The 21,515-nt window shown below is 73.8% G+C and carries 20 protein-coding genes; 15 read left to right on the top strand and 5 right to left on the bottom strand.

All coding sequences use genetic code 11. The features are described 5' to 3' along the window. Window positions 1-12 precede the first annotated feature (12 nt). The 5 genes from CP967_RS06130 to CP967_RS06150 all read left to right on the top strand — a co-directional run bounded on the left by CP967_RS06130 (window position 13) and on the right by CP967_RS06150 (window position 4,947). The gene (locus tag CP967_RS06130; RefSeq protein ID WP_208838860.1) at window positions 13-1,776 is read left to right on the top strand and encodes a hydantoinase B/oxoprolinase family protein; all 1,764 of its coding nucleotides are present in this window, start codon (window positions 13-15) and stop codon (window positions 1,774-1,776) included. Window positions 1,777-1,863: 87 nt separating this feature from the next. Then, a complete protein-coding gene (locus tag CP967_RS06135; RefSeq protein WP_150486973.1) occupies window positions 1,864-2,730 on the top strand; it encodes a DODA-type extradiol aromatic ring-opening family dioxygenase in 867 nt (288 codons plus the stop codon). A gap of 14 nt (window positions 2,731-2,744) precedes the next feature. Beyond that, entirely contained in the window at window positions 2,745-3,071 is a 327-nt protein-coding gene (locus CP967_RS06140; protein ID WP_167535334.1) for an extradiol ring-cleavage dioxygenase, read from the top strand. Beyond that, entirely contained in the window at window positions 3,068-4,042 is a 975-nt protein-coding gene (locus tag CP967_RS06145) for an acetamidase/formamidase family protein (RefSeq protein WP_150486975.1), read from the top strand. Before CP967_RS06140 ends, CP967_RS06145 begins: the two co-directional genes overlap by 4 nt. Before the next feature lie 44 nt (window positions 4,043-4,086). Beyond that, a complete protein-coding gene (locus CP967_RS06150; protein WP_150486976.1) occupies window positions 4,087-4,947 on the top strand; it encodes an alpha/beta fold hydrolase in 861 nt (286 codons plus the stop codon). Window positions 4,948-5,032: 85 nt separating this feature from the next. Here CP967_RS06150 and CP967_RS06155 read toward each other — a convergent pair whose 3' ends face one another. Continuing rightward, window positions 5,033-6,046, bottom strand: coding sequence for a zinc-binding dehydrogenase (locus CP967_RS06155; protein WP_150486977.1), 1,014 nt, complete (start codon window positions 6,044-6,046; stop codon window positions 5,033-5,035). A gap of 120 nt (window positions 6,047-6,166) precedes the next feature. Between CP967_RS06155 and CP967_RS06160 the strand changes: the two genes are divergently transcribed. The 3 genes from CP967_RS06160 (at window position 6,167) to dhaL (ending at window position 8,972) form a co-directional block, all read left to right on the top strand. Further along, the gene (locus CP967_RS06160; RefSeq protein ID WP_229888648.1) at window positions 6,167-6,754 is read left to right on the top strand and encodes a TetR/AcrR family transcriptional regulator; all 588 of its coding nucleotides are present in this window, start codon (window positions 6,167-6,169) and stop codon (window positions 6,752-6,754) included. Between the two features lie 501 nt (window positions 6,755-7,255). Further along, complete coding sequence (locus CP967_RS06165) at window positions 7,256-8,254, top strand: dihydroxyacetone kinase subunit DhaK (protein ID WP_150486978.1); 999 nt, start codon at window positions 7,256-7,258, stop codon at window positions 8,252-8,254. A gap of 55 nt (window positions 8,255-8,309) precedes the next feature. Next, entirely contained in the window at window positions 8,310-8,972 is a 663-nt protein-coding gene (gene dhaL, locus CP967_RS06170) for a dihydroxyacetone kinase subunit DhaL (protein WP_150486979.1), read from the top strand. Between the two features lie 63 nt (window positions 8,973-9,035). Here dhaL and CP967_RS06175 read toward each other — a convergent pair whose 3' ends face one another. Beyond that, window positions 9,036-9,716 carry an HAD family hydrolase gene (locus CP967_RS06175; RefSeq protein WP_150486980.1) on the bottom strand — a complete coding sequence of 227 codons (681 nt, stop codon included), beginning with the start codon at window positions 9,714-9,716 and terminating at the stop codon, window positions 9,036-9,038. Window positions 9,717-10,278: 562 nt separating this feature from the next. Here CP967_RS06175 and CP967_RS06180 point away from each other — a divergent pair. Together CP967_RS06180 and CP967_RS06185 are read left to right on the top strand one after the other, a co-directional pair. Then, window positions 10,279-10,932 carry a ScbR family autoregulator-binding transcription factor gene (locus tag CP967_RS06180; RefSeq protein ID WP_268253069.1) on the top strand — a complete coding sequence of 218 codons (654 nt, stop codon included), beginning with the start codon at window positions 10,279-10,281 and terminating at the stop codon, window positions 10,930-10,932. Between the two features lie 189 nt (window positions 10,933-11,121). Then, the gene (locus CP967_RS06185; protein WP_150486981.1) at window positions 11,122-11,697 is read left to right on the top strand and encodes a TerD family protein; all 576 of its coding nucleotides are present in this window, start codon (window positions 11,122-11,124) and stop codon (window positions 11,695-11,697) included. 112 nt (window positions 11,698-11,809) lie between these two features. On the opposite strand, the gene CP967_RS06190 is transcribed toward CP967_RS06185, so the two are convergent. Next, the gene (locus CP967_RS06190; protein WP_150486982.1) at window positions 11,810-12,682 is read right to left on the bottom strand and encodes an SGNH/GDSL hydrolase family protein; all 873 of its coding nucleotides are present in this window, start codon (window positions 12,680-12,682) and stop codon (window positions 11,810-11,812) included. 570 nt (window positions 12,683-13,252) lie between these two features. On the opposite strand from CP967_RS06190, the gene CP967_RS06195 reads away from it, so the two are divergent. Beyond that, entirely contained in the window at window positions 13,253-14,797 is a 1,545-nt protein-coding gene (locus CP967_RS06195) for a glycoside hydrolase family 43 protein (RefSeq protein ID WP_150486983.1), read from the top strand. A 78-nt stretch (window positions 14,798-14,875) separates the two neighbouring features. On the opposite strand, the gene CP967_RS06200 is transcribed toward CP967_RS06195, so the two are convergent. Both CP967_RS06200 and CP967_RS06205 read right to left on the bottom strand, forming a co-directional pair. Beyond that, entirely contained in the window at window positions 14,876-15,355 is a 480-nt protein-coding gene (locus CP967_RS06200) for a hypothetical protein (RefSeq protein ID WP_150491729.1), read from the bottom strand. A 167-nt stretch (window positions 15,356-15,522) separates the two neighbouring features. Continuing rightward, window positions 15,523-16,593 carry a DNA polymerase III subunit beta family protein gene (locus CP967_RS06205; protein WP_150486984.1) on the bottom strand — a complete coding sequence of 357 codons (1,071 nt, stop codon included), beginning with the start codon at window positions 16,591-16,593 and terminating at the stop codon, window positions 15,523-15,525. A gap of 208 nt (window positions 16,594-16,801) precedes the next feature. On the opposite strand from CP967_RS06205, the gene CP967_RS06210 reads away from it, so the two are divergent. The 4 genes from CP967_RS06210 to CP967_RS06225 are packed head-to-tail and all read left to right on the top strand — an operon-like array spanning window position 16,802 to window position 21,481. After that, window positions 16,802-17,980, top strand: a complete 1,179-nt coding sequence (locus CP967_RS06210; protein ID WP_150486985.1) for a polyprenyl synthetase family protein — start codon at window positions 16,802-16,804, stop codon at window positions 17,978-17,980. Beyond that, on the top strand, window positions 17,977-19,503 hold the full coding sequence (crtI, locus tag CP967_RS06215) for a phytoene desaturase family protein (RefSeq protein WP_150486986.1): 1,527 nt from the start codon (window positions 17,977-17,979) through the stop codon (window positions 19,501-19,503). Before CP967_RS06210 ends, crtI begins: the two co-directional genes overlap by 4 nt. Continuing rightward, a complete protein-coding gene (locus CP967_RS06220) occupies window positions 19,500-20,486 on the top strand; it encodes a phytoene/squalene synthase family protein (protein WP_150486987.1) in 987 nt (328 codons plus the stop codon). Before crtI ends, CP967_RS06220 begins: the two co-directional genes overlap by 4 nt. Beyond that, the gene (locus CP967_RS06225; RefSeq protein WP_150486988.1) at window positions 20,483-21,481 is read left to right on the top strand and encodes a DUF5914 domain-containing protein; all 999 of its coding nucleotides are present in this window, start codon (window positions 20,483-20,485) and stop codon (window positions 21,479-21,481) included. The genes CP967_RS06220 and CP967_RS06225 overlap by 4 nt, the downstream gene beginning before the upstream one ends. Window positions 21,482-21,515 lie beyond the last annotated feature (34 nt).

Raw genomic sequence — 21,515 nt, forward strand, 5'->3', positions numbered from 1 at the left:
GGAATCACACGGATGACACAGCAGATGGCACAGACGCACCCCACGTCCAACCCGATCCTCGTGGCCGTGATCGGCAGCGCCCTGGACGGCATCACCGGCGAGATGGGCCAGACGATGCTGCGCACCTCGCGGTCGCCGATCTTCGTGGAAGCCCGCGACTTCGCGACCTCCCTCTTCAGCGCGGACTGCCGGCTGCTCGCCCAGACCCACTACATCCCGGTCATCGGCGGGGCGACGCCCTTCGCCCTGCGCGCCATCGCGGAGTTCTTCGGCGACGACGTGCACGACGGCGACATCTTCATCCACAACGACCCGTTCGACGGCGGCTCGCACCTGCCGGACATCACCATCGCCCGGCCGGTCTTCTGGGAGGGCGAACTCGTCTTCTGGGCCACGACCAAGGGCCACAACGCCGATGTCGGCGGCGGCGGTGTCGTCGGGTTCAACCCCAGGGCCCGGGACGTGCAGGAGGAGGGCATCGTCATCCCCCCGGCCCGCGTCGTCGAGAAGGGCGTACCGCGACGCGACATCTGGGAGCTGATCCTCTCCAACGTCCGGATGCGGGCCCTGGTCGAGAGCGTGCTGAACTGCCAGATCGGCGCCACCGCCATCGGGGAGCGGCGTCTCAAGGGCCTCCTGGAGAAGTACGGGCCGGAAACCATCGGCGCCGCCACCGACGAGCTGCTGCGGGCGAGCGCGCGCCAGGTCCGCGCCGAGATCGCCGGCATCCCCGACGGGGAGTACAGCGCCGACGCGCTGCTCGACAACGACGGCATCGACAAGGACCGGTCCTACCGGGTCGCCCTCACGGTCAAGGTCGAGGGTGAGCACCTCACGTTCGACTTCAGCGAGAGCGACGAGCAGGCCAAGGGCTTCATCAACAGCACCATCGCCAACACCGTCTCCTCGGCCCACCTGGCCCTCTTCGGCTGCATCGATCCGGACATCCGCTACAACGCCGGTGCCATCGAGCCGATCGACGTGATCGCCCCGGCCGGCTCCCTCACCAACCCCGAGTCCCCGGCGCCCGTCGCCGCCTGCACCGTCCCGACGTGCGAGGCCATCGCGTCGGCGGTGTGGGTGGCCCTCTCCAAGGCCGTCCCCGGCCGCGCGCACGCCGGCTGGGCCCGCTGGTGCACCCCCGCCACCATGGGGGTGAACCCGCGCACCGGGCGGCACTTCGGCGACCTGCACTTCCTGGGCAAGGGCGGCAGCGGCGCCACCGAGGGCTTCGACGGCTGGGACCACCTCTCCCCGTCGAACACCCTGGGCGGACTGCGCGCCCCGGACCCCGAACTGCACGAGCTGGACACCCCGTACCTGCTGGAGGCGCTCGAATACCTCCCCGACAGCGCGGGCGGCGGCCAGTGGCGCGGCGGCCTCGGCGTGCGGTACCGGTGGCGGGTCCTGGCCGACGGCATCGCCTGCGCCACGTACGGCAGCGGTTTCATGCCCGGGACCGCACCCGTGGGCCTGCTCGGCGGACGGCCCGGCATCGTCCAGCGCCTGACCCTGACCCGCCCGGGCGCCGAGCCCGTCGAGGTCGACTCCAACGCGTTCTACACCCTCGGCAAGGGCGACGTCTTCGAGGTGATCGCGAGCGGTGGCGGCGGGTTCGGCGATCCGCGGCTGCGCCCCGCCGAGCTGGTGCTGCGCGACGTACGCGAAGGCGTCGTCTCGGTCGACGCCGCCCGCACCGTCTACGGCGTCGCCGTCGACGCGGACACCCTGGAAGTCCGTGAGGACGAGACCCGGAGCCTGCGCGCCGCTGTCTGACCGCCCCCTCCGGGGCTCCGGACGGAAGGGTCGCCCCCCTTCCGTCCGGAGCCCCCACCCCCCTGCGAGCAGCAAAGGAAGTTTCCCATGGCCAACATCAGCCTCGCCGTGGCCGCGAGCCACGCCCCGGGCCTGATCGGCATGTTCGACCAGGCGCCCGAGGCATCGCGGAAGATGGTCGCCTCCGCCTACGGTTCGCTGACCCGGCAGATCCGTGAGGCCGAGCTCGACGTGATCCTCATGGTGGCCAACGACCACATGGCCAACAACCGCATCCGGGAGTATCCGGACTTCGTCGTCGGCATGGCCCCCGAGCACCGCGGTCCGGCCGAGTTCTTCAAGGACTGGCTGGGGTGCGGGGAGTACGTGCTCCCCGGGCGGCCGGACATCGCCGAGAAGATCCTCAACGGCCTGAACCGGCGCGGCGTCCCGGTCTCCGCGACCCGCGAGAACCTCAACTTCGACGACAACATCTCGGTGCCGGTGGTCAAGACCGGGATCGAGGCCAGCGGCGTCCCGATCATCCCCATCCTCCAGAACGTCACGGTGCCGCCCTTTCCCGACCAGCACCGCTGCTACGAGATCGGCCGGCAGCTCGCCGACCTCATCGAGAACGACCTGCCGTCCGATCTGCGGGTCGGCCTCTTCGCCACCGGTGGCATGAGCCACGAGCCCGGCGGTGTACGGGACTTCTGGATCGACGAGGACTTCGACAACTGGTTCCTCGGACTGCTCGGCAACGGCAGCCACGAGAAGGTCCTCTCCGAGGTCACCCTGGAGCGGCTGGACCGGGCCGGCATCGGCGGCACCGGGGAGCTGCTGAGCTGGATCCTCGTCATGGGCGCGATCGGCGAGCGGCCCTGCGACGTCCTCGGCTACACCGCATGGGACAAGTGGCGCTGCGGCATAGGTGCCGTCAGCTGGGACATGACGCCGGCACCCGCCGGACGCTGAGACAGGGGATCACCATGAGTCTGGAAAACATCGACCGGGCCCTGGTCTCGCACGACCTGGTGCAGGACCTGAAGTGGAACGCCGGACTCCGCGAGGAGTTCGTGAAGGACGAGGCGGCCGTGCTCGACCGCTACGCGCTGACCGCGGCCGAGCGCACCGCCATCGAGGAGCGGGACTTCCGCACCCTGTACGACCTCGGGTTCCATCCCTACCTCGGGGCGCAGTTCGCCCGGATCCTGTTCGCCAACAACACGTCCGGTGCCACCGGTGCCGTGCAGCGTCTGCTGGCCTCGATCCGCCGGGAACCGGATCCGGGCCGCACCGAAGCGAGCGGCGCGTGACGCGGGAACCCGTCCCGTCCCCGGCGGGGGGAGGCCGCACCCACGACCTCCCCGCCGGGCCGGACACCGTCAGGGTCGGGGTGATCGACCCCGCCGCGCCGCCGGTGCTCACGGTCGACCCCGGCGACGAGGTGACCCTGTCGACCTGGGGGCACTGGGGCGGCCGGGTCACCCGGGACACCGTCATGGCTGACTTCCCGGCCCTCCGGGCGGCCTTCCCGGACGCTCTGGGACCGCACTCCCTCACCGGTCCCGTCCATGTGCGCGGGGCACGCCCCGGCGACACCCTGGTGGTGGACGTACTGGCGCTCACGCCCGCGGCCCACGGGTTCAACCTCGTGGTGGCCCGGCCGCGCGGCCGGGGCGTGCTGCGCGACCGGTTCCCCGAGGGGACGATCCGCCACTTCGAGCTGGACCGCGACTCCATGACCACCACGCTCGGCGGCAAGGTGCGCGTACCCCTCAGGCCGTTCCTGGGAATCATGGGGGTGGCACCGGCCGGGGACGGACCGCGGAGCACGGTGGAGCCCGGCCCCTTCGGCGGCAACATGGACCTCTCGGAACTCGTCGTGGGCTCCCGCCTGCGCCTGCCCGTCTTCCGGGACGGCGCCGGCTTCTACTGCGGCGACGGCCACGCGGTCCAGGGCGACGGCGAGGTGAACCAGACCGCCGTGGAAACCGGCATGGACCATGTGCGGCTGCGGTTCACGGTGGAGCGGGGGACGCCGCTGCGCACCCCCCGGGCCGAGACGGAGTCCCGTCTCGTCTCCACCGGTTTCGGCGCGAGCATCGAGGAGGCCGCCCACGACGCGGTGGACGACCTCGTGAACTGGCTGACCGAGGAGGGCCTCGACCCGGACGAGGCGTACAGCCTCTGCTCCATCGCCGCGGATGTCCGCGTCACCCAGATGGTGAACAACGTCGTGGGCGTGCACGCCGTCATCGAAAAACTCACCCGCCTTTGGCCGTGACCGGCTCCCCGGCCGTCGCAGGACGAACAGTGAAAGGAACCCCGATGTCCGTCGGCGAGATCCCCGCTTACCGAACCCCCGCCTTCTTCGGCCTCGAAGACAAGTGGCTGCCCACCGCCGACGGCGAACTGACCCACTATCACGAACTCGGCGAAGGCACCCCCGTCCTCTTCCTGCACGGCTCGGGCACCGGTGTCACCGCCGCCGCCAACTGGTGGCTGAACCTGCCCCGTCTCGCGGAGCACGGGCGCTGCATCGCCATCGACTCCATGGGCTACGGCCAGACCGTCGTGGCACCGGGCACCGAGTACGGCATCCGGGAGTGGGGCCGGCACGCGCTGCGCGTCCTGGACGCGCTGGGCATCGACAGGACCTGGATCGTCGGCAACTCCATCGGCGGCTGGATCGCCCTGCAGCTCGCCGTGGACGCCCCGGAGCGTCTGCTGGGCATCGTCTCGATGGGCACCGGAGGCGCGAGGAGGACCGCGGCGCTGGCGGGCCACGCCAAGCCCGAGCTGTCGCCGGCCGGCATCCGCCGCACGCTCGAACAGTTCGTCGTGGACAAGGACCTGGTCACCGACGAGCTGGTCGGCCTGCGCTACGAGGCCGCCCTGAACGACAGCGCGTCGAGCCGGCTGGAGGAGGTCGTGGCGGCCCGCGACCGCGACCGCGAAGCGCTGCCGCTCGACCTCGGCGCACTGGCGGAACTGGACCTGCCGCTGCTGCTGATCCACGGGATGCGGGACACGGTCATCCCGGCCTCGCGGACGTGGGAGCTCCTGAACACCGTCCCGAACGCCGACGCCCATCTCTTCAGCCGGTGCGGGCACTGGACCCAGGTGGAACGCGCCGAGGAGTTCAACGAGGTGGTCGGCCGGTACCTCCGCAGGAACGCGGGGCGCTGACCGCGGGGGCGGCCCGCCGCCGCGGGAGTACCGCGGCGGCGGGCCGCCCCGTGCGCCGGGGAGCGGGACCCGTGCCCGCAAGCCGTCAGGGCCGCAGGATCAGCCGGACGGGGTCGCCCGCCTTCCTGTTCAGCATGTCCACCGCTTCGGCGGCCCGGGACAGGGGCAGGACCTCGCTGATGGACCCCGCGAAGTCCAGGCGGCCCTGCTGCGTCAGGCGCAGCAGCTCCGGGAGGGCGACCGGCATGTCGGAACCGTAGTGGCCCAGGATCCGCTGCTGGAGGTAGCTGAAGCGGGTGCCGTCCGCCACCGTCAGGGGCCGGTCGGTCAGTCCGACCAGTACGAGCCTGCCCTTCGGGGCGAGCAGGGCCAGCGCCTGTTCGCGTACGGCGGGCACCCCCGCGAAATCGAAGGCGGCTGCCAGCCGGCCCCCCGCCGTGGCGGCCTCGACGCTCTCCCGCAGCCCGGGGTCGGCGGGGTCCAGGGCGAGATCGGCTCCGGCGGCCAGGGCGCGTTCCCGGGCGACCTCGCTCGGGTCGACGGCGATGATCGGGCAGGCCCCGACGGCGCGCAGCAGCTGGACGGCGTGCACCCCCAGTCCGCCGGCACCCCAGACGCCCACGGCCTCGGCGGGCCGGACGGCACCGGTCATGGTGATCGCGCCCCAGGGCGTCGAGACCGCGTCGGGGATGATCGCGCCCTGGTCGAACGGGATGGCGTCGGGCAGTACCGTCAGGGCGTCCGCCGAGGACAGCGCGTACTCGGCCCAGCCGCCGTCGTAGTCCACACCGCGTGTGTACGTGACGCCGTCGCGCACCTCGCCGGCGTACAGGACGACGCGCCGGCCGACCGGCCACCCGGTGACGCCCGGACCCGTGGCGGCGATCGTCCCGGACACCTCGTGGCCGAGGGTGACGGTGTCGCCCTCCAGCAGCAGCGGGGTGAGGGTCCCGTCGATGAGGTGCACGTCCGAGAGGCACACCCCGGCCGCCCTGACCTTGACCAGCACCTGCCCCGGGCCGGGTTCCGGCCTGTCCACCTCCGTCATGCGCAGGGTGCGGCTCGGTATGTGCAGGCGCGCGGCCAGCATCTTCTCCATGGGGGACCTCCTCGGTGCGACGGCGGAGCCCGCGACGCGGATCGTTTCGCAAGTCGCCTTGCGTTAAGCCTACGACCGCGTTCCCCGATAAAGCAACGAGACTTGCTTTAGGGTGGTGGCATGACGTCCACGCAGCCCGCGCCCCAGCCGCTCCGCCGCCGGGGTGAGCCCATGCGGCAGGCGGTGCTCGCCGCCGCCGTCGGCATCCTCGCGACCGAGGGCCTGTCCGGCGCCACGGTGGCGGCCGTGGCACGGTCGGCCGGGGTGCACGAGACGTCGGTGTACCGCCGGTGGAGGACCCGGGAGAACCTGATCCTCGACGCCCTCACCACGGAACTCGACACCGCGCTGCCGATCCCCGACACCGGGGACGTGCGGGAGGACCTCCTGCGGTTCTTCTCCTCGCTGGCGCGCCTGCTCGCCGGGCCGCAGGGCCGGGCGCTCCTGCGGCTCAGCGTCGAGCACGACGACACCCTCGACGACCGCCGGCGCCCCTACTGGACGGAGCGGCTGGAGCGGGCGGCCGTCATGGTCGAGCGGGGCGTCGAGCGGGGCGAACTGGAGCCGGGCACGGACCCCGGCCTGCTGATCGAGGCCGTCAGCGGCCCTCTCTTCGCGCGGGTCCTCGTGAGCGACACCCCCTGGGACGACGGCCTCGTGCCCCGGCTCGTCGCGCTGACCCTCGACGGCTCCCGGCCGCGTACGTGACCGGATACGGACACGCGCCGAAGCGCGCGGCCCGGCACCGGTGACCGGCGGCCGTGAGGCCCGGGGCCTTCGCCGCCACCGGTTCGCGGTGTGAGGGGTGCGGTGCGAGGCGTGCGGTCCGAGCACGGACCGCCGTGCCGCGTCGAGGACACCGGCCCGTTGGCGGGAGAACGGCTCACCGCGCCCTCGCCGGGCACACGTACAACAGCGCTTTCCGGCCATCGGGCCGGTACCGCCCCAGAGGGTCCGGCCCGTGCCGCCCGCCGTCGCCGGCGGTGGCCCCTCTGCGCGCCCTGCGCGGCCGGGAGGGGTGCCCCGTGCCGCGGGAGGCCCCCCGGCACCGGCCGCCCGGGGCCGTCACCGTACGGCGTCTTCACGCCGGACCAGCCCGCCGATACGCTGCGCGAGTTGCCGCATGCGCTTGGTCACCCGCACCATGGAGGTCTCGTCCGGAGGTCGACTCGTCCGGCCTCGCGGCCGAGGGCGGAAAGGGTGCCGCGTATGACCAGGTACTTCGAGAACGGCGCCGGCGAACTCGTCCCCGACGCACTGGCCGGCTTCGCCCGGGCCCACGCGGATCTCGTGGAGTACGAACCCGCCGAGGGCTACCTCACCGCACGGCACACCGCGCCCGCCCGGCGGGTGGGTCTGCTCTCGGGCGGCGGCTCCGGGCACGAGCCCCTGCACGCCGGCTACGTCGGCGCGGGCATGCTCGACGCCGCCTGCCCCGGGAGGGTCTTCGCCTCTCCGCACAACCGGCAGATCTTCCGGGCCTCCCGCGCGGTGGCGGGGCCCGACGGCGTGCTGCACATCGTCAAGAACTACACGGGCGACCGGATCAACTTCGGCATCGCGGCGGAACGTCTCGCCGACGAGGGGATCGCCTGCGCCCGGGTCCTCGTCGACGACGACCTCGCCTCCGACTCCGAGGGGATCGCCTCCGGGCGCCGCGGTACGGGGGCCACCGTCCTGGTGGAGAAAGTGCTGGGCGGCGCCGCCGACGCCGGGATGGGACTGGAGGCGCTGGTGGATCTCGGCTCCGCCCTGGCGGGCAGGTGCCGTACGCTCTCCGTCGCCTCCGCCGCCCACCACGCACCGGCCACCGGCGAGCCGGCGTTCACCCTGCCGCCCGGTGTCCTGGAGTACGGCGTCGGGATCCACGGCGAACGCGCCGAGCACACCAGGGAGCAGGGGCGGGTGGGCGCGCTGGTGGAGGACATGGCGGGCGCGCTGCTGGACACGCTGCGTCCGGGCCCCGGGGACGAGGTCGTGGCCCTCGTCAACGGTCTGGGTTCGGTCACCTCACTGGAGCTGTACGGCGTCTTCGGCGAGCTGGCCCGGGTCCTCGACGCCCGGCGGGTGCGGCTCGCCCGGCATCTCGTCGGCGACTACGTCACGGCGCTCGACATGCGCGGCTTCTCCCTGACCCTCATGGCCGCCGACCGGGACACGCTCGCGTTCTACGACGCCCCGGTCCACACCCCGGCGTTGCGATGGTGAGCGGGCCCGAGGGCCGGGTCCCGGCAGCCCGCGACAGAAGCAGGAGGACGGCACGATGACGACCGCCGCTTTCGACGGGTCGCAGACCCACGACTGGATACGCCGCTTCGCCGAATCGGTGTACGCGACCGAGGCCGAGCTGACCGAGCTCGACCAGCGGGCCGGTGACGGCGACTTCGGGAACAATCTCGCCGCTGGGGTCCGGGCCGCCGGGCTGCTGCTCGACGGGACGGACCGGACGGCCGGGCCCGCGAAGACCCTGGGGGCCGTGGCCACCGCCTTCCTCGACGAGATCGGGGGGACCAGCGGCCCCTTGTTCGGTCTGCTGTTCCAGGCCCTGAGCCGGGCCGCCGGCTCCGGTCCGGAACTGACGACGGCCGCGCTCGCCGAGGGCACCGCCCAGGGCCTGGCCGCCATCCGCCGTGTGGGTGATGCCTCGCCCGGGGACAAAACGCTGGTCGACGCACTGGCTCCGGCCGCCGACGCCTTGCGGGCGGGTGCGGGGGCTCCGCCGGAGGAGGCTCTGGCCGCCGCCGCGGAGGGCGCGTGGCGGGGGGTGCGGGACACCGCCTCCCTGACGGCCCGCATGGGCCGGGCGAGCTATCTGGGTGAGCGGGCGACGGGGATCCCGGACCCCGGGGCGGTGGGTGTCGCCCTGTTCTTCGCCTCCGCGGCCGGACCCGTGCGCACCCTGAAGCCCCACCTGCCCCCGGAGTGACCGGGGCGGCGTCCCGCCCCGGCCCCCGCGCCGCTCCGGGCCCCGGCCGGCCCGCCGCCCGCTCTACGCGCCGATCCGGCTACGGGCCCACGACATCAGTTCGCGGTCGGCGAGGCTCGTGACCCACAGGTCCGCCTCTTCCGAATCCGGGCCGGGCGGGCAGGGACCGAGCCCGATGACGCGAAGGCCCGCGCGGCGGGCCGACACCATCCCCGTGAGCGAGTCCTCCACCGCCAGGCACTCCTCGGGCGGCACGCCGCAGAGACGGGCGGCCACTCTGTAGACGTCGGGCTCCGGCTTCGGCCGTACGCCCTCGCCGGCGACCACGACATGGCCGAAGCAGCTGAGGAGTCCGGCCCGGTCGAGGCATGTCTCCACCATCTCCCGCGGGCAGTTGCTCGCCACCGCCAGGGGCCGGTGGCGGGCCGCCAGCCGCACCAGCGCGGCGGCTCCGGGCATGGTGACGGGGTCCTGGTCGACCAGTGCGGTGAAGGTGTCCAGCAGCGTGTCGGTGATGTCGTCCACGAGGTCCGGCTTCCCGGTCTCCTCGGCCATGAGCGCGCCGCACTCGGTGTAGTGGACGCCCTTGGCGCGGTCGGCGAACCCCGGGGGCGGCTTGAGGCCGAACTCCCTGAAGGTGATGTTCCGGGCGTCCTGCCAGTGCCGTTCCGTGTCCATCAGGGTTCCGTCACAGTCGAAGACGATGGCGGAGGGGGACCAGGAAAGGATGGGATGAGCTGTCATGTGATCGCCGTTCTCGGGAGCTGCGCCGGCCGGTCGGGCACGGACGCGGGCGGGCCTGGGTGTGGGTGAGCCACTCGCGGAAATGAGCGGGAACGCGCGATGTCGCACGGCTGCCGCGACCACACGGACCTGGCTGTACGCACCGTGGGCGCGCCGTGGCGGACACGGTCCGCCACTTCGGCCGAGCCGAAAACATCGTGGCCGTTACGTTAATTCCGTTCCCCGGATTTCCGCAATCACCAATTCGAGTGCATGAAAACGAACCGGCCGACGGCGGCCGGCCCTCACGCCCCATCCGGAGAAAGAGATCCCGTCGGCCGCATTCTGGAGAACACGCCTGGTGAGCGCCGCGCCCCGGTCCGCCGCGGCTCCGCTCCGGACAAAATCCCCGCCTTCTTCCGAAACGATTCTTCCCGGCAGGGGCATCGGCCGGGAAGAACCATCCGCACACCCGCACGGTCGATGAATAATAAGATCTTCGCGCGATGCGATCGGCCCCCGCGACGGAAGGCCCGGGTCCCCCGTCGCAGTATTAGCACATTTGAGCGAAGGTGGAACTGAAGTGCAGGACAGGGCGCGCGCAACCCGCAAAATGCTCCTGGAATCGGCAGCACATCTATTTGTCGAACGCGGATATACGGGAACGAGTGTCAATGACATAAGTGATCACTCGGGGAAAACCAGCGGGGCGATCTATTTCCATTACTCGAGCAAGGAGAAGCTGGCATTGGCGGTGGTCCGCGAGCAGTTCGCCACCTGGCCGCAGCTCACGGCCCGCTACGCCGCACCGGACGTCCCGCCCCTGGAGAAGCTGGTCGCCCTCAGTTTCGAGGTCGCGCGGTCCCTCAGCGAGGACGTCGTGGCACGCGCGGGCGCACGGCTCTGGGCGGAGCGCCGCACGATCGAGGCCGCCGTACCCACCCCGTTCGACGCCTGGGCGCGGGCCACGACCCGCCTTCTCGTCCAGGCCCGCAGGAGGGGCGAGCTCGCCGAGGGGATCGAGCCGTCGGCGACGGCGGTGACGCTCGTGTGCGCGTTCTTCGGGCTGTGCACCCTGGCCGACGAGATGCCGGGCGCACCGGGCTGGGGCGACCGGCTGGACCAGTGGTGGCTCCTGACGCTCACCTCGTTGCAGGCCACGCCGGAACCGGCCGCCCTGCTCGCCCGGGCCCGGGTCCCCGCACGGCCGAAGGAGCCGGTCCCGTGCCCCATCTGAGGGGACTCCCGGGCGGCCACCGGACGGGGCGCGCCCGGGGACCCGGCCCGCGTTCGGGAGCCCGGCCCGCCCCCCGGGGACCCGGCCCGCAACAAACTTCTACAGTGATGTAGATTTTTGACTCCGCAACGCGCGGGCGGGCCCCGGCGCCCGCCCGCGGCACAGAAGCGGTACAGGAAGGGATGCGACATGGGTGTGAGCCTCGCCAAGGGCGGCAACGTCTCTCTCAGCAAGGAGGCGCCCGGCCTGACCGCCGTCGTGGTCGGCCTGGGCTGGGACGTGCGGACGACCACCGGCAACGACTACGACCTGGACGCCAGCGCTCTGCTGCTGGACGACACCGGCAAGGTCGTGTCGGACCGGCACTTCGTCTTCTACAACAACCTCACCAGCCCGGACGGCTCGGTCCAGCACACCGGTGACAACCTCACCGGTGAGGGCGAGGGCGACGACGAGAGCGTCAAGGTCGATCTGGCGGCCGTACCCGCCGGCGTCACGAAGATCGTCTTTCCTGTGTCCATTCATGACGCGGAGAACCGGGGCCAGAGCTTCGGCCAGGTCCGCAACGCCTTCATCCGCGTCGTCAACCAGGCGGACAACGTGGAGATCGCGCGTTACGACCTGTCCGAGGACGCCGCCACCGAGACGGCGATGGTCTTCGGCGAGCTGTACCGGCACGGCGCGGAGTGGAAGTTCCGTGCCGTGGGCCAGGGTTACGCCAGCGGACTGGCCGGCATCGCCGCCGACTTCGGCGTACACGTCTGACGTCCGGCACGGGAAGGCGCACGGTCCGGCGGGCGGAGGACCGGGACGCCCGGCCCGCCCGCACCGGCCGGTGCGGGCGGGCCGGGCGCGTGAGCGGGTACGCGCCGGTGGATCAGCCGATCCCGAGGGTGCTCATGGTGTGCTCCGCCATGCGCCGCTCCCCCAGGGCGTTGGGGTGGACGGGGACGACGCTCGTACCGAAGAGGAGCGGCTCGATCCACCGGGTGCCGGACGCCTTGCAGGCGTCGTGCCCCTCGGACTCCTTCGCGAAGTCGACGTACGCGGCGCCCGTCTCCTGGGCGGCGCGCCGGACCGCGGAGTTGAGCCGTTCCTGGATGCCGCGCAGATAGGGGACATCGCCCGCGGCGACCGGCAGTTTCGCGAAACAGGACGGGTCCGCGGTCGCCGGGGTGATCCACGGGTAGCCCAGGGCCGCCACCCGCGCGCCGGGCGCCTTGGCCCGGATGCCCTCCAGGGCCGCCACCAGCGCCGGGTAGGTGTTCCGCTCGATCTGGTCCTCGAAGTGGGTGCCGTTCTCGTCCTTGCAGGGGCTGCCCTTCCCGCCGCTCAGCAGACCGGCGGTGGCACAGGCCGTGAGCGCGTTGATGAAGGTGCCGTTGTCGTTGCCGCCGATGGTCAGCGTCACCAGATCCGTGTCCGCGCCGACGGCGTCCAGCTGCGGGGCCACTCCGGGGTACTGGGACTGGGTGAAGTGCTTGGTCTCGGCGGCCCCGCAGGTCACGTCCGTGAGGTCGGCGCCGGTCCTGGAGGCGATGACATGGGGGTAGTTCACCGTGGAGCGCAGGCACAGCAGGTTGCTGAGGTCCACCGGCAGGACGCCCGAACCCGCGCTGTAACTGTCGCCCAGAGCGACGTAGTCCAACGGGGCGGCGGTCTGCGCGACGGCTCCGCCGGCGCTGAGCGCGAGCGCCCCGGCGACAGCTGTTGTCACGGTCATGACACGACGGAAGGCCGGCTTCGGCATCTGCTCTCGATTCTCGGGTGAGGGGCTTCCCGGGTGAGGGGGGCGGGCGAGCGGGGACCACTCGCCCGGTACGGGATCCCGGCGGTCCGGCACGGGGCCGCCGGCGGCGAGGACAGGGCGAGAACGTCCGACGCCGACGGCCGCCCGGCTCCGGACAGCCGCTACCAATCGGTTCTACCGATAGGTAATGTGCAGCGGCCGGGACCGCACGTCAACGCCGCTGACACAACTTCCCGCGACACGGGCGGAACACCCTCCGCCCCGCACCGCGCCCACCCCTGCCGACGGGGCCTCGCACCTCCGCCCCCTCCGCATGTCGAAGCGCTTCAACACACCGACCGCCGGGGTCGTCCGGATCCGTGCCGAACCGCAGGGCCGTAACGGCTCACCCCGCACCCATGCCTCCCTTTTCACGGTATCGGCACGCCCTCTCCGAGGTTTTTCCGATCTCCGCCGACGGCATCCGTTGACAGCCCCCCACCGGGGTGCGATCTTCGAAGCGCTTCGATGATCGGTCGGTCCCTGAGCGGCCCGGCCGCCCGTGGTCCGGCCCCACTCCCGAGGACAGACATGGCGTTCTTCGACAATCCGGTGATCCCCGGCTTCAGTCCGGACCCGAGCATCTGCCGGGCGGGCGACGACTACTACGTGGCGACGTCCAGCTTCGAGTACGTGCCCGGGGTGCCCCTGTGGCACAGCCGCGACCTGGTGCACTGGAGGCTGATCGGCCATGCGCTGGGCCGGCCCTCCCAGTTGGAGCTGCACGAGACCGTTCCCGCCTCGTGCGGGGTGTACGCGCCCACGCTCCGGTACCACGACGGGCGGTTCTGGATGATCACGACCGTCGTCGGGGAGACCGGCACCGTGCTGGTGACCGCCGACGACCCGGCGGGCCCGTGGTCGGATCCGGTGCCGGTCGGTGTGCCCGGTATCGATCCCGACCTGGCGTGGGACGAGGAGGGGAACTGCTGGTGCGTGTTCTCCGACGGGGGCATACGCGGGGTGCGCATCGATCCGGTGACGGGCGGACTGCTGGGCGAGCAGGTGGCGTTGTGGTCGGGCAGCGGCCTGCAGTACCCGGAGGGGCCGCACCTGTACCGGATCGGCGACTGGTGGTACCTGCTGCTGTCGGAGGGGGGTACGGAACGCGGGCACGCGATGTCGGTGGCGCGGGCCCGCTCCCTGACGGGACCGTACGAGCCGCACCCGGACAATCCCGTACTGTCCCACCGCAGCACGGACCACCCGGTGCAGAACACCGGCCACGGCGATCTGGTCGAGGCGGGGGACGGCACCTGGTGGATGGTGCTGCTGGGCACCCGGCCCCGGGGCGACACCCCGAAGTTCCACGGCATGGGCCGGGAGACCTTCCTGGTGCCGGTGCGCTGGGAGGACGGGTGGCCGTTGCCCGGCCCGCTGGAACTCCGCTCCCCCGCACCGGAGTTGCCGCCCCATCCGTGGCCGGCGGAATCCGGGCTGGACGACTTCGACTCCCCCACGCCGGCGCCCTGCTGGGTGACGCTCCGGCGGCAGGACCCGGACGCCGTCCGGCTCGGCGAGCGGCCCGGCCATCTGGTGCTGCACGCCCGCGCGGACAGTCTCGACCGGCCCGGCGCCCTGTTCGTGGGGCGGCGCCAGCGCGACCCCGACTGCGTCGCGCGTACCCGGGTGGAGGCGGCCGGACCGGACACCGGCGGGATCGTGGTCCGGCTCGACGAGGCGCACCACTACCGGGTGGAGGTGACGGGTGAGGGCGCGGTCCGCGCCGTCGCCCGCATCGGCCCGCTGACCGGCACCGTCGCCGAACGGGCCCTGCCGCCCGGTCCGGTGACCCTGCGGATCGACGTCACGACCGCCGTGGACCTGCCGCCGACGGTCACCGTCCGGGGCGCGGACCCGGACGCCGACGCCCTCGCGGCCGGACTGCGCATCGGCGCCCCCGACACCCTCCGCCTGGGGTACGAGACGGCCGACGGCTCCTTCGAGGTCCTGGCCGAACTCGACGGCCGCTACCTCACCACGGAGGTCGCGGGCGGCTTCACGGGGCGTGTCATCGGTATGTACGCCACGTACGGTGCCCCGGCCTTCGACTGGTTCGAGCTGCGGCCGGCCTGAGGGACTCCGGGTCACGGCGGGTGCGGGACGGGTGCCCGGCCGGGTTCCCGGCCCGCGCCTCTCCGCCGGTGGGCCGGGTCAGGCGGGGGAACCGGGCGCGGAGGGCCGCGGGGCGCGGTCCCGGGCGGCGACGGCCTCGGCGACCCCGCGGATCGCGTCACGGATCAGGTCGCCGTAGGGGCCCGCGGGGAGGTGGGGGGCGTGGGCCCCGGCCGCCCGGATGTGCTCGGCCGCGGCTTCGAAGGAGCCGAGCCTGCGGTAGTTGTCTGCGAGGTTGAGGTGGAGGGAGGGGTAGAAGCCGGCGACGGTCAGGTCCGCCTGATGGTCCCGGACCCGCTGTCCGGTCATCGCGTCGGCGGCGTCGAGTGCCCGGACGTCCCAGGCCAGCGCCTGGGTGGGATCCTCGTGGAGGTCCGCGAGGTGGTGCGCCAGGGTACAGCGGTGCAGCGGGTCGCCGGTGACGCCGGTCGCGGACCACAGCTCCAGGAGCTCTCGGCGCGCGGAAGCGGTGTTGCCCGCCCTGCCTTCGGTGACGGCCCTGCCGATGGCCTCCATCATCGGATCGGGGGCGGTGCTCGGGGCGGGGTCCGGGGCGGTGCTCGGGGCGGTGCTCGGGGCAGTCACGGTGTGTCCGTTCGTCGTCGTGTCGTTCGCGTGCGTCCGTCGTCCGGAAGCACCGGGCGGGGGCGCCGGTCGAGCGGGGTGGGGACGGGCAGGGGTGCCGGTCAGGCGGTGGGGCCGGGCTCGACGGGCATGGCCAGGGTGGTGAGGTCGCCGCGGTCGGCGGAGCGGATCGTGACGGGCCGGTCGTGCCCCCTGAGGTCGAGCATCACGTCGGGGCCGATCGCGGTGCTCACGGCGGGGTGGAGCGTGGTCAGCTCGAACCGGATGACGAGGTGCTGTCCTGTCACCACGGCCGGCAGCGGGGTGCCGGGGTACTCGCCGTCCACCGGTCCGACGCTCATGGCGCGGTCGGTGACGTGCAGCGCGAGGCGCTCGCCGGGGTGTTCCTCCAGGGCCCGCAGGAACGGTTCCTTCGCGACCGTCACGCGGGTGGTGGCCTCGGCGAGCGACGCGAGCACCAGCCGGTGGTCGGGGAAGTCCCCGGTCAGCAGGCGGCAGTACCGGTCCTCGCGTCCGGCCGGGCGGAGCCTGAGCCCGTGGGCCGACGCCTCAATCCGCACCAGGGCGCCGCGGCGGATCTCGGCGGCGGCCGCCCTCAGTTCGTCCCCGTCGACGGTGCCCGCCCAGGTCCGCGCCGGCGGCTCGTGCGGCACCAGGGTCCGGGTGGAGAGCCGGTAGCGGTCGGTCGCGGTCAGCGTGACCGCCTCGGGGGTCACCTCGACGCGCAGGCCGGCGAGCACCGGCAGGCCCGGTTCGTGGGTGGTCGCCGTCAGGACCTGCTCGACCGCCGCCGCCAGTACGGGGCCCTTCAGCGCCACGACCGGAAGGCCCGGCGCGCCGCCGAGCGCGGTCCTGACGGCCGCGGCCGTCCGCCGTGCCGCCGCCGCGTCCTCCATGAGCTTCGCGACGTGTTCGTCGAGCAGCCGGGCCGCCTCCTCGGCCCCGCCGTCGAGAACCGCCTCGACGGTGGTGAGGGGCATGCCGGTCTCGCGGAGCCGGCGCAGCGTGGCCGCCCGCGCCACCTGGCCGTCGCCGTAGTAGCGGTAGCCGGAGGACTCGTCGACCTCGGCGGGCCGCAGCAGCCCCGAGTCGGCGTAGAAGCGCAGGGCGCTGGGGGTCAGGCCGCTGCGGCGGGCGAAGGCCCCGATCGGCATCAGTTCGGAATTCGGCACCCCGCCATCATTGGGCTTCGACCGGCTTGAAGGTCAACACCGCCGGCTCCCGTTCCGTCCGTACCTCCCGCGGCCGTGCCCCGGCCGTTGGAGTGAACCTGCCCCGGCCGCCGCCCTGTGCGCCGGACAGGCCCCGCCGCATCCGGTGTCCTGTGGTCGCCGGAGTCATCGGCGGGCACGAGCGGCACGCGGAGCGAGAGGGGTTCCCATGTACGGGCCAGGTGCGACGCGGAGCGGGGCCGGGTGCCGGCCGGAGGGCGCCGAGGGGGCGCCGGCCGGTGCGGACGAGGCGGCCGGAGCCGTCGAAGCCGTCCTGACCGGCCGGCTGGGGGCACTGCTGGAAGAGGCCCGCCGGGTGGACGAGGTCTTCGCCGAGGAGGTGGCGGGGCGGGTCGCGGCCTTCGTGCTGCGCGGCGGGAAGCGGCTCCGTACCGCGTTCGTGTGGTGCGGGTGGCTGGCCGCGGGCGGGGGCGGCGACCCGGACACGCCGGTGCGGATCGGGGCGGCGCTCGAACTGCTCCAGGCGTGCGCCCTGGTCCATGACGACGTGATGGACGAGTCGCCGGTGCGCCGGGGCGCGCCCGCGGTGCACGCGGAGTTCGCGCGGCTGCACCGGGCCGCCGGGATACGGGGTTCCGCCGCGTCGTACTCCGCCTCCGCCGCCGTGCTCGCCGGTGACCTCGCGCTGGCGTGGGCGGACGACCTGCTGACCGAGACCGCGCTGGCCTCGGAGCACGGGGACCGGCTGCACCGGGAGTGGCAGGCGCTGCGCGGTGAGATGGTGGCCGGCCAGTACCTGGATCTGCGGGCGCAGGCGGCCGGCTCCTCGGACCCGGACGAGGCGATGGCGGTGGCCACGCTCAAGAGCGCCCTGTACACGGTGGGGCGGCCGCTCGCCCTGGGCGCGGTGGCGGCGGGCGCGGACGCCGGTACGGCGGACGCGCTGCGGGCGGCGGGGCGAAGCGCGGGGCTCGCGTTCCAGCTGCGGGACGATCTGCTCGGCGCGTTCGGCGATCCGGCCAGGACGGGCAAGCCCGCCGACGGGGATCTGCGCGGGCGCAAGCTCACCTACCTCCTGGCGGTCGCCGTGCGGCGGGCCGCCGGGTCGGGTGACTCCGAGGCGCTGGCCCTGCTCGCCCCGGCCCGGGAGCCGGCGGGCGGGGTGCCGGTGGACCGGATGCGGGAGGCCCTCGAACGTACGGGGGCGCGGGCCGCGGTGGAGGAGGAGATCGCCTCACTGGCCGCGTCGAGCCTGCGGCAGTTCGCCGCCGGGGGCGCGGACGCCCGTGCGCGGCGGGAGTTCGCCCGGACGGTGGCGCGGGCCGTGGACGCGTCCCCCGCCGCGGGGGCCGGCCGGCCGGCCCGGGAGACCGGGGAGGGCGTGTGAGGACGGTGTCCGGTCCCACGGACCATGTGGTGGTCGTCGGCGCGGGGCTGTCCGGGCTCGCCGCCGCCCTGCATCTGCTCGGCGCGGGCCGCCGGGTGACCGTCGTCGAGCGGGACGCCGGGCCGGGCGGCCGGGCGGGCCGGGTGGAGCTCGGCGGCTACCGGGTGGACACCGGGCCCACGGTGCTGACGATGCCCCATCTCGCGGACGAGGCGTTCGCCGCCGTCGGTGACAGCCTGTACCGGCGGGTCGAGCTGATCCCGCTGCATCCGGCGTACCGCGCGCTGTTCGCGGACGGCAGCCGGCTCGACGTGCACACCGACGGTGACGCGATGGAGGCCGAGGTCCGCCGGTTCGCGGGGGGCGCCGAGGCCGAGGGGTACCGCCGGCTCCGCCGCTGGCTGGAGCGGGTGTACCGGGCGCAGATGCGCCGTTTCATCGACACCAACTTCGACTCGCCCTTCCAGCTCCTGACCCCGGATCTGGCGCGTCTGGCCGCCCTGGGCGGTTTCGGGCGGCTGGACCCGCGGATCGGCGGGTTCCTCTCGGACCCGCGGCTGCGCCGGGTGTTCTCCTTCCAGTCGCTGTACGCGGGTGTGGCGCCCGCCCGCGCGCTCGCCGCGTACGCGGTGATCGCCTACATGGACACGGTCGCGGGCGTCTGGTTCCCGAAGGGCGGGATGTACGCGCTGCCCCGGGCGATGGCGGACGCGGCGGCCGGGGCGGGGGCGCGGCTGTGCTGGTCGTCGGAGGTGAGCGCGCTGGAGCGCGGGGCGGGGCGGGTGCGGGCCGTACGGCTGGCGTCGGGCGAGCGGATCCCCTGCGACGCGCTCGTGCTGACGCCGGATCTGCCCGTGGCGCACCGCCTGCTGGGGAGGGCGCCCCGGCGTCCGGTGCCGCTGCGGCACTCGCCGTCGGCGGTGGTCCTGCACGCGGGGACGGACCGCACCTGGCCGCATCTGGCGCACCACACGCTGTCCTTCGGCGGTGCGTGGGAGCGTACCTTCGACGAACTCACCCGGGCGGGGCGGCTGATGAGTGATCCGTCCCTGCTCATCACCCGGCCGACCACGCATGATCCGTCGCTCGCGCCGGACGGCAGGCACCTGCACTACGTCCTGGCTCCCTGCCCCAACACCACCACCGGTCCGTCGGCGGAGGGCTGGCGGGAGCTGGGGCCGCGCTACCGGGACAGTCTCCGGGCCGAGCTGGAGCGCCGGGGGCTCGACGGTTTCGGGGACTCGCTGGAGGAGGAGCTGCTGGTCACCCCGGCGGACTGGACGGCACAGGGGCATGCCGCGGGCTCCCCGTTCTCCGTGTCCCACACCTTCGCGCAGACCGGCCCCTTCCGGCCGCGCAACCTCGTGCGCGGGGCCGAGAACGTCGTACTCGCCGGGTGCGGCACCACGCCCGGGGTGGGTGTGCCGACGGTCCTGCTCAGCGGCAAACTGGCGGCGGCCCGGGTCACCGGCGCCCGGCGCGCCCCGTCGTCCCCGTCCGCGGTGACGGGGGGCGGCCGGTGAGCAGCCGTGAGCTGGACGCGGCCGGGGTCCTGGACCCCGGTCTGCGCGCCGACTACGCCGTGTGCCGCCGGCTCAACGCGCGGCACGGACGGACGTACTTCCTGGCCACCCGGCTGCTGCCGGTGGAACGCCGGTGCGCCGTGCACGCGCTGTACGGGTTCGCCCGGTGGGCGGACGACATCGTGGACAGCCTGGACCCCCGGGTGCCCCTCGCGGAACGCGAGGGGCGGCTGCGGCGGCTGGAGGACGGCCTGGCGTACGGGCTGCGCACCGGGGGCGGGGCCGAGCCGGTGGTGCGGGCGGTGGCGGACACGGCTGTGCGGTACACCATCGACCGCTCCCTGTTCGCGGATTTCCTGGTGTCGATACGCAGTGACCTGCGCGTCACCGACTATCCGACGTACGCGGACCTGCGGGCCTACATGCACGGTTCGGCCGCGGTGATCGGTCTGCAGATGCTGCCGGTCCTGGGGACGGTGACCGGCCGGGAGGAGGCCGCGCCGTACGCGGCCGCCCTCGGGGTGGCCTTCCAGCTGACCAACTTCCTGCGGGACGTGGGCGAGGACCTGGACCGCGGTCGGGTGTACCTGCCGGCCGACCTGCTCGCCGCCCACGGGGTGGACCGGACGCTGCTGGAGTGGAGCCGCCGTACCGGGGGCGGCGACCTGCGGATCCGCGCCGCCCTGAGGGAGGCCGAGGCGATGACCCGGGCGGTGTACCGGGAGGCGGAGCCGGGCATCGCGATGCTGGAACCACGGGTGCGGCCCTGTATCCGCGCGGCGTTCGTCCTGTACGGGGGGATCCTGGACGCGATCGCGGACGACGGCTACACCGTGCTGCACCGGCGTTCCTCCGTCCCGGCCCGGCGCCGGGCGGGTGTCGCGCTGGCGGGGTTCGCGGGGGTCGTCAGGGCGCGGCTGCGGCCCCCTCCCCCAAAGCCGGTATCCGCCGTGGGCGCGGGAGCGGGGAGGGCCGGGCGGTGAGCGGGCGGCGCTGGACCTCACCGCTGCGGCTGCGGCGCGCGCCCGGCTGGGAGCGTCAGCGCCCGACCTGGCGCGAGGCGCGGCCCGCCGTGATCGCGGGAGCGCTGGAGCGGTCCGCCGCCCGGCCCTCGGGCAACTGGTACGTCGTCGGGGCGTCGCGGGCGTTCGGGGCGGCGGACCGGCCCCACGGCCGTACGGTCGCCGGGACCGAGGTGGTGCTGTGGCGGGCCGGCGACGGTGCTCTGCGGGCCGGGCCCGGCGCCTGCCCGCATCTCGGCGCGCCGCTGCGGGACAGCCGGGTGGTGTGCGGGACGCTGCTGTGCCACTGGCACGGGCTGGCCCTGGACGGCGGGCGGCGGGCCGGCTGGGACCCGTACCCGGTGCACGACGACGGGGTGCTGGTGTGGGTGCGGCTGGACGCGGTGGGCGGTGAGGTTCCGCTGGGCCGCCCGGTCGTGCCGGTGCGGCCCGCCCCGGGGAGCGCGGTGGACGCGGTGTTCACCGCGGTGGGCCGGTGTGAGCCGCAGGACGTGGTCGCCAACCGGCTGGACCCGTGGCACGGTTCGTGGTTCCACCCGTACGCCTTCGTCGGGCTGGAGGTCGTCGGCGCGCCCGGGGGCGGGGCGGGTGACGACGCGTTCGCCGTCGAGGTGTCCTTCAAGGTCGCGGGCCGGCTGGTGGTGCCGGTCCGCGCGGTGTTCACCGCTCCCGAGCCGCGCACGGTCGTCATGCACATCACGGACGGTGAGGGCGCCGGTTCGGTGGTGGAGACCCATGCCACGCCGCTCACCTCCCCGGGCGACCCGCGTCCCCGGACGGCGGTGGTCGAGGCGGTCGTGGCGGCCTCGGACCGCCGGGGCTTCGCGCTGGCGCGGGCCGCGGCACCGGCCCTGCGGCCCCTGATGCGGCGGACGGCGGGCCGGCTCTGGCGCGACGACCTGGCGTACGCGGAGCGGCGGTGGGCCCTGCGGCGGGCGGGGCGTTTCCCGGGGTGAGGCGGCCCGCCCTCCCGCCGGCGGGCCGCCGGGA

Origin of the sequence: Streptomyces nitrosporeus (genome assembly GCF_008704555.1) — a bacterium.
Lineage (GTDB): Bacteria > Actinomycetota > Actinomycetes > Streptomycetales > Streptomycetaceae > Streptomyces > Streptomyces nitrosporeus.

Coding starts and splice junctions, on each gene's coding strand:
- CP967_RS06195 (WP_150486983.1), top strand. CDS start 13,253: ATGGCGTTCTTCGACAATCCGGTGATCCCCGGCTTCAGTCCGGACCCG.
- CP967_RS06150 (WP_150486976.1), top strand. CDS start 4,087: ATGTCCGTCGGCGAGATCCCCGCTTACCGAACCCCCGCCTTCTTCGGC.
- CP967_RS06130 (WP_208838860.1), top strand. CDS start 13: ATGACACAGCAGATGGCACAGACGCACCCCACGTCCAACCCGATCCTC.
- CP967_RS06155 (WP_150486977.1), bottom strand. CDS start 6,046: ATGGAGAAGATGCTGGCCGCGCGCCTGCACATACCGAGCCGCACCCTG.
- CP967_RS06210 (WP_150486985.1), top strand. CDS start 16,802: ATGTACGGGCCAGGTGCGACGCGGAGCGGGGCCGGGTGCCGGCCGGAG.
- CP967_RS06160 (WP_229888648.1), top strand. CDS start 6,167: ATGACGTCCACGCAGCCCGCGCCCCAGCCGCTCCGCCGCCGGGGTGAG.
- CP967_RS06190 (WP_150486982.1), bottom strand. CDS start 12,682: ATGCCGAAGCCGGCCTTCCGTCGTGTCATGACCGTGACAACAGCTGTC.
- CP967_RS06200 (WP_150491729.1), bottom strand. CDS start 15,355: ATGATGGAGGCCATCGGCAGGGCCGTCACCGAAGGCAGGGCGGGCAAC.
- CP967_RS06140 (WP_167535334.1), top strand. CDS start 2,745: ATGAGTCTGGAAAACATCGACCGGGCCCTGGTCTCGCACGACCTGGTG.
- dhaL (WP_150486979.1), top strand. CDS start 8,310: ATGACGACCGCCGCTTTCGACGGGTCGCAGACCCACGACTGGATACGC.
- CP967_RS06135 (WP_150486973.1), top strand. CDS start 1,864: ATGGCCAACATCAGCCTCGCCGTGGCCGCGAGCCACGCCCCGGGCCTG.
- CP967_RS06175 (WP_150486980.1), bottom strand. CDS start 9,716: ATGACAGCTCATCCCATCCTTTCCTGGTCCCCCTCCGCCATCGTCTTC.
- CP967_RS06185 (WP_150486981.1), top strand. CDS start 11,122: ATGGGTGTGAGCCTCGCCAAGGGCGGCAACGTCTCTCTCAGCAAGGAG.
- CP967_RS06165 (WP_150486978.1), top strand. CDS start 7,256: ATGACCAGGTACTTCGAGAACGGCGCCGGCGAACTCGTCCCCGACGCA.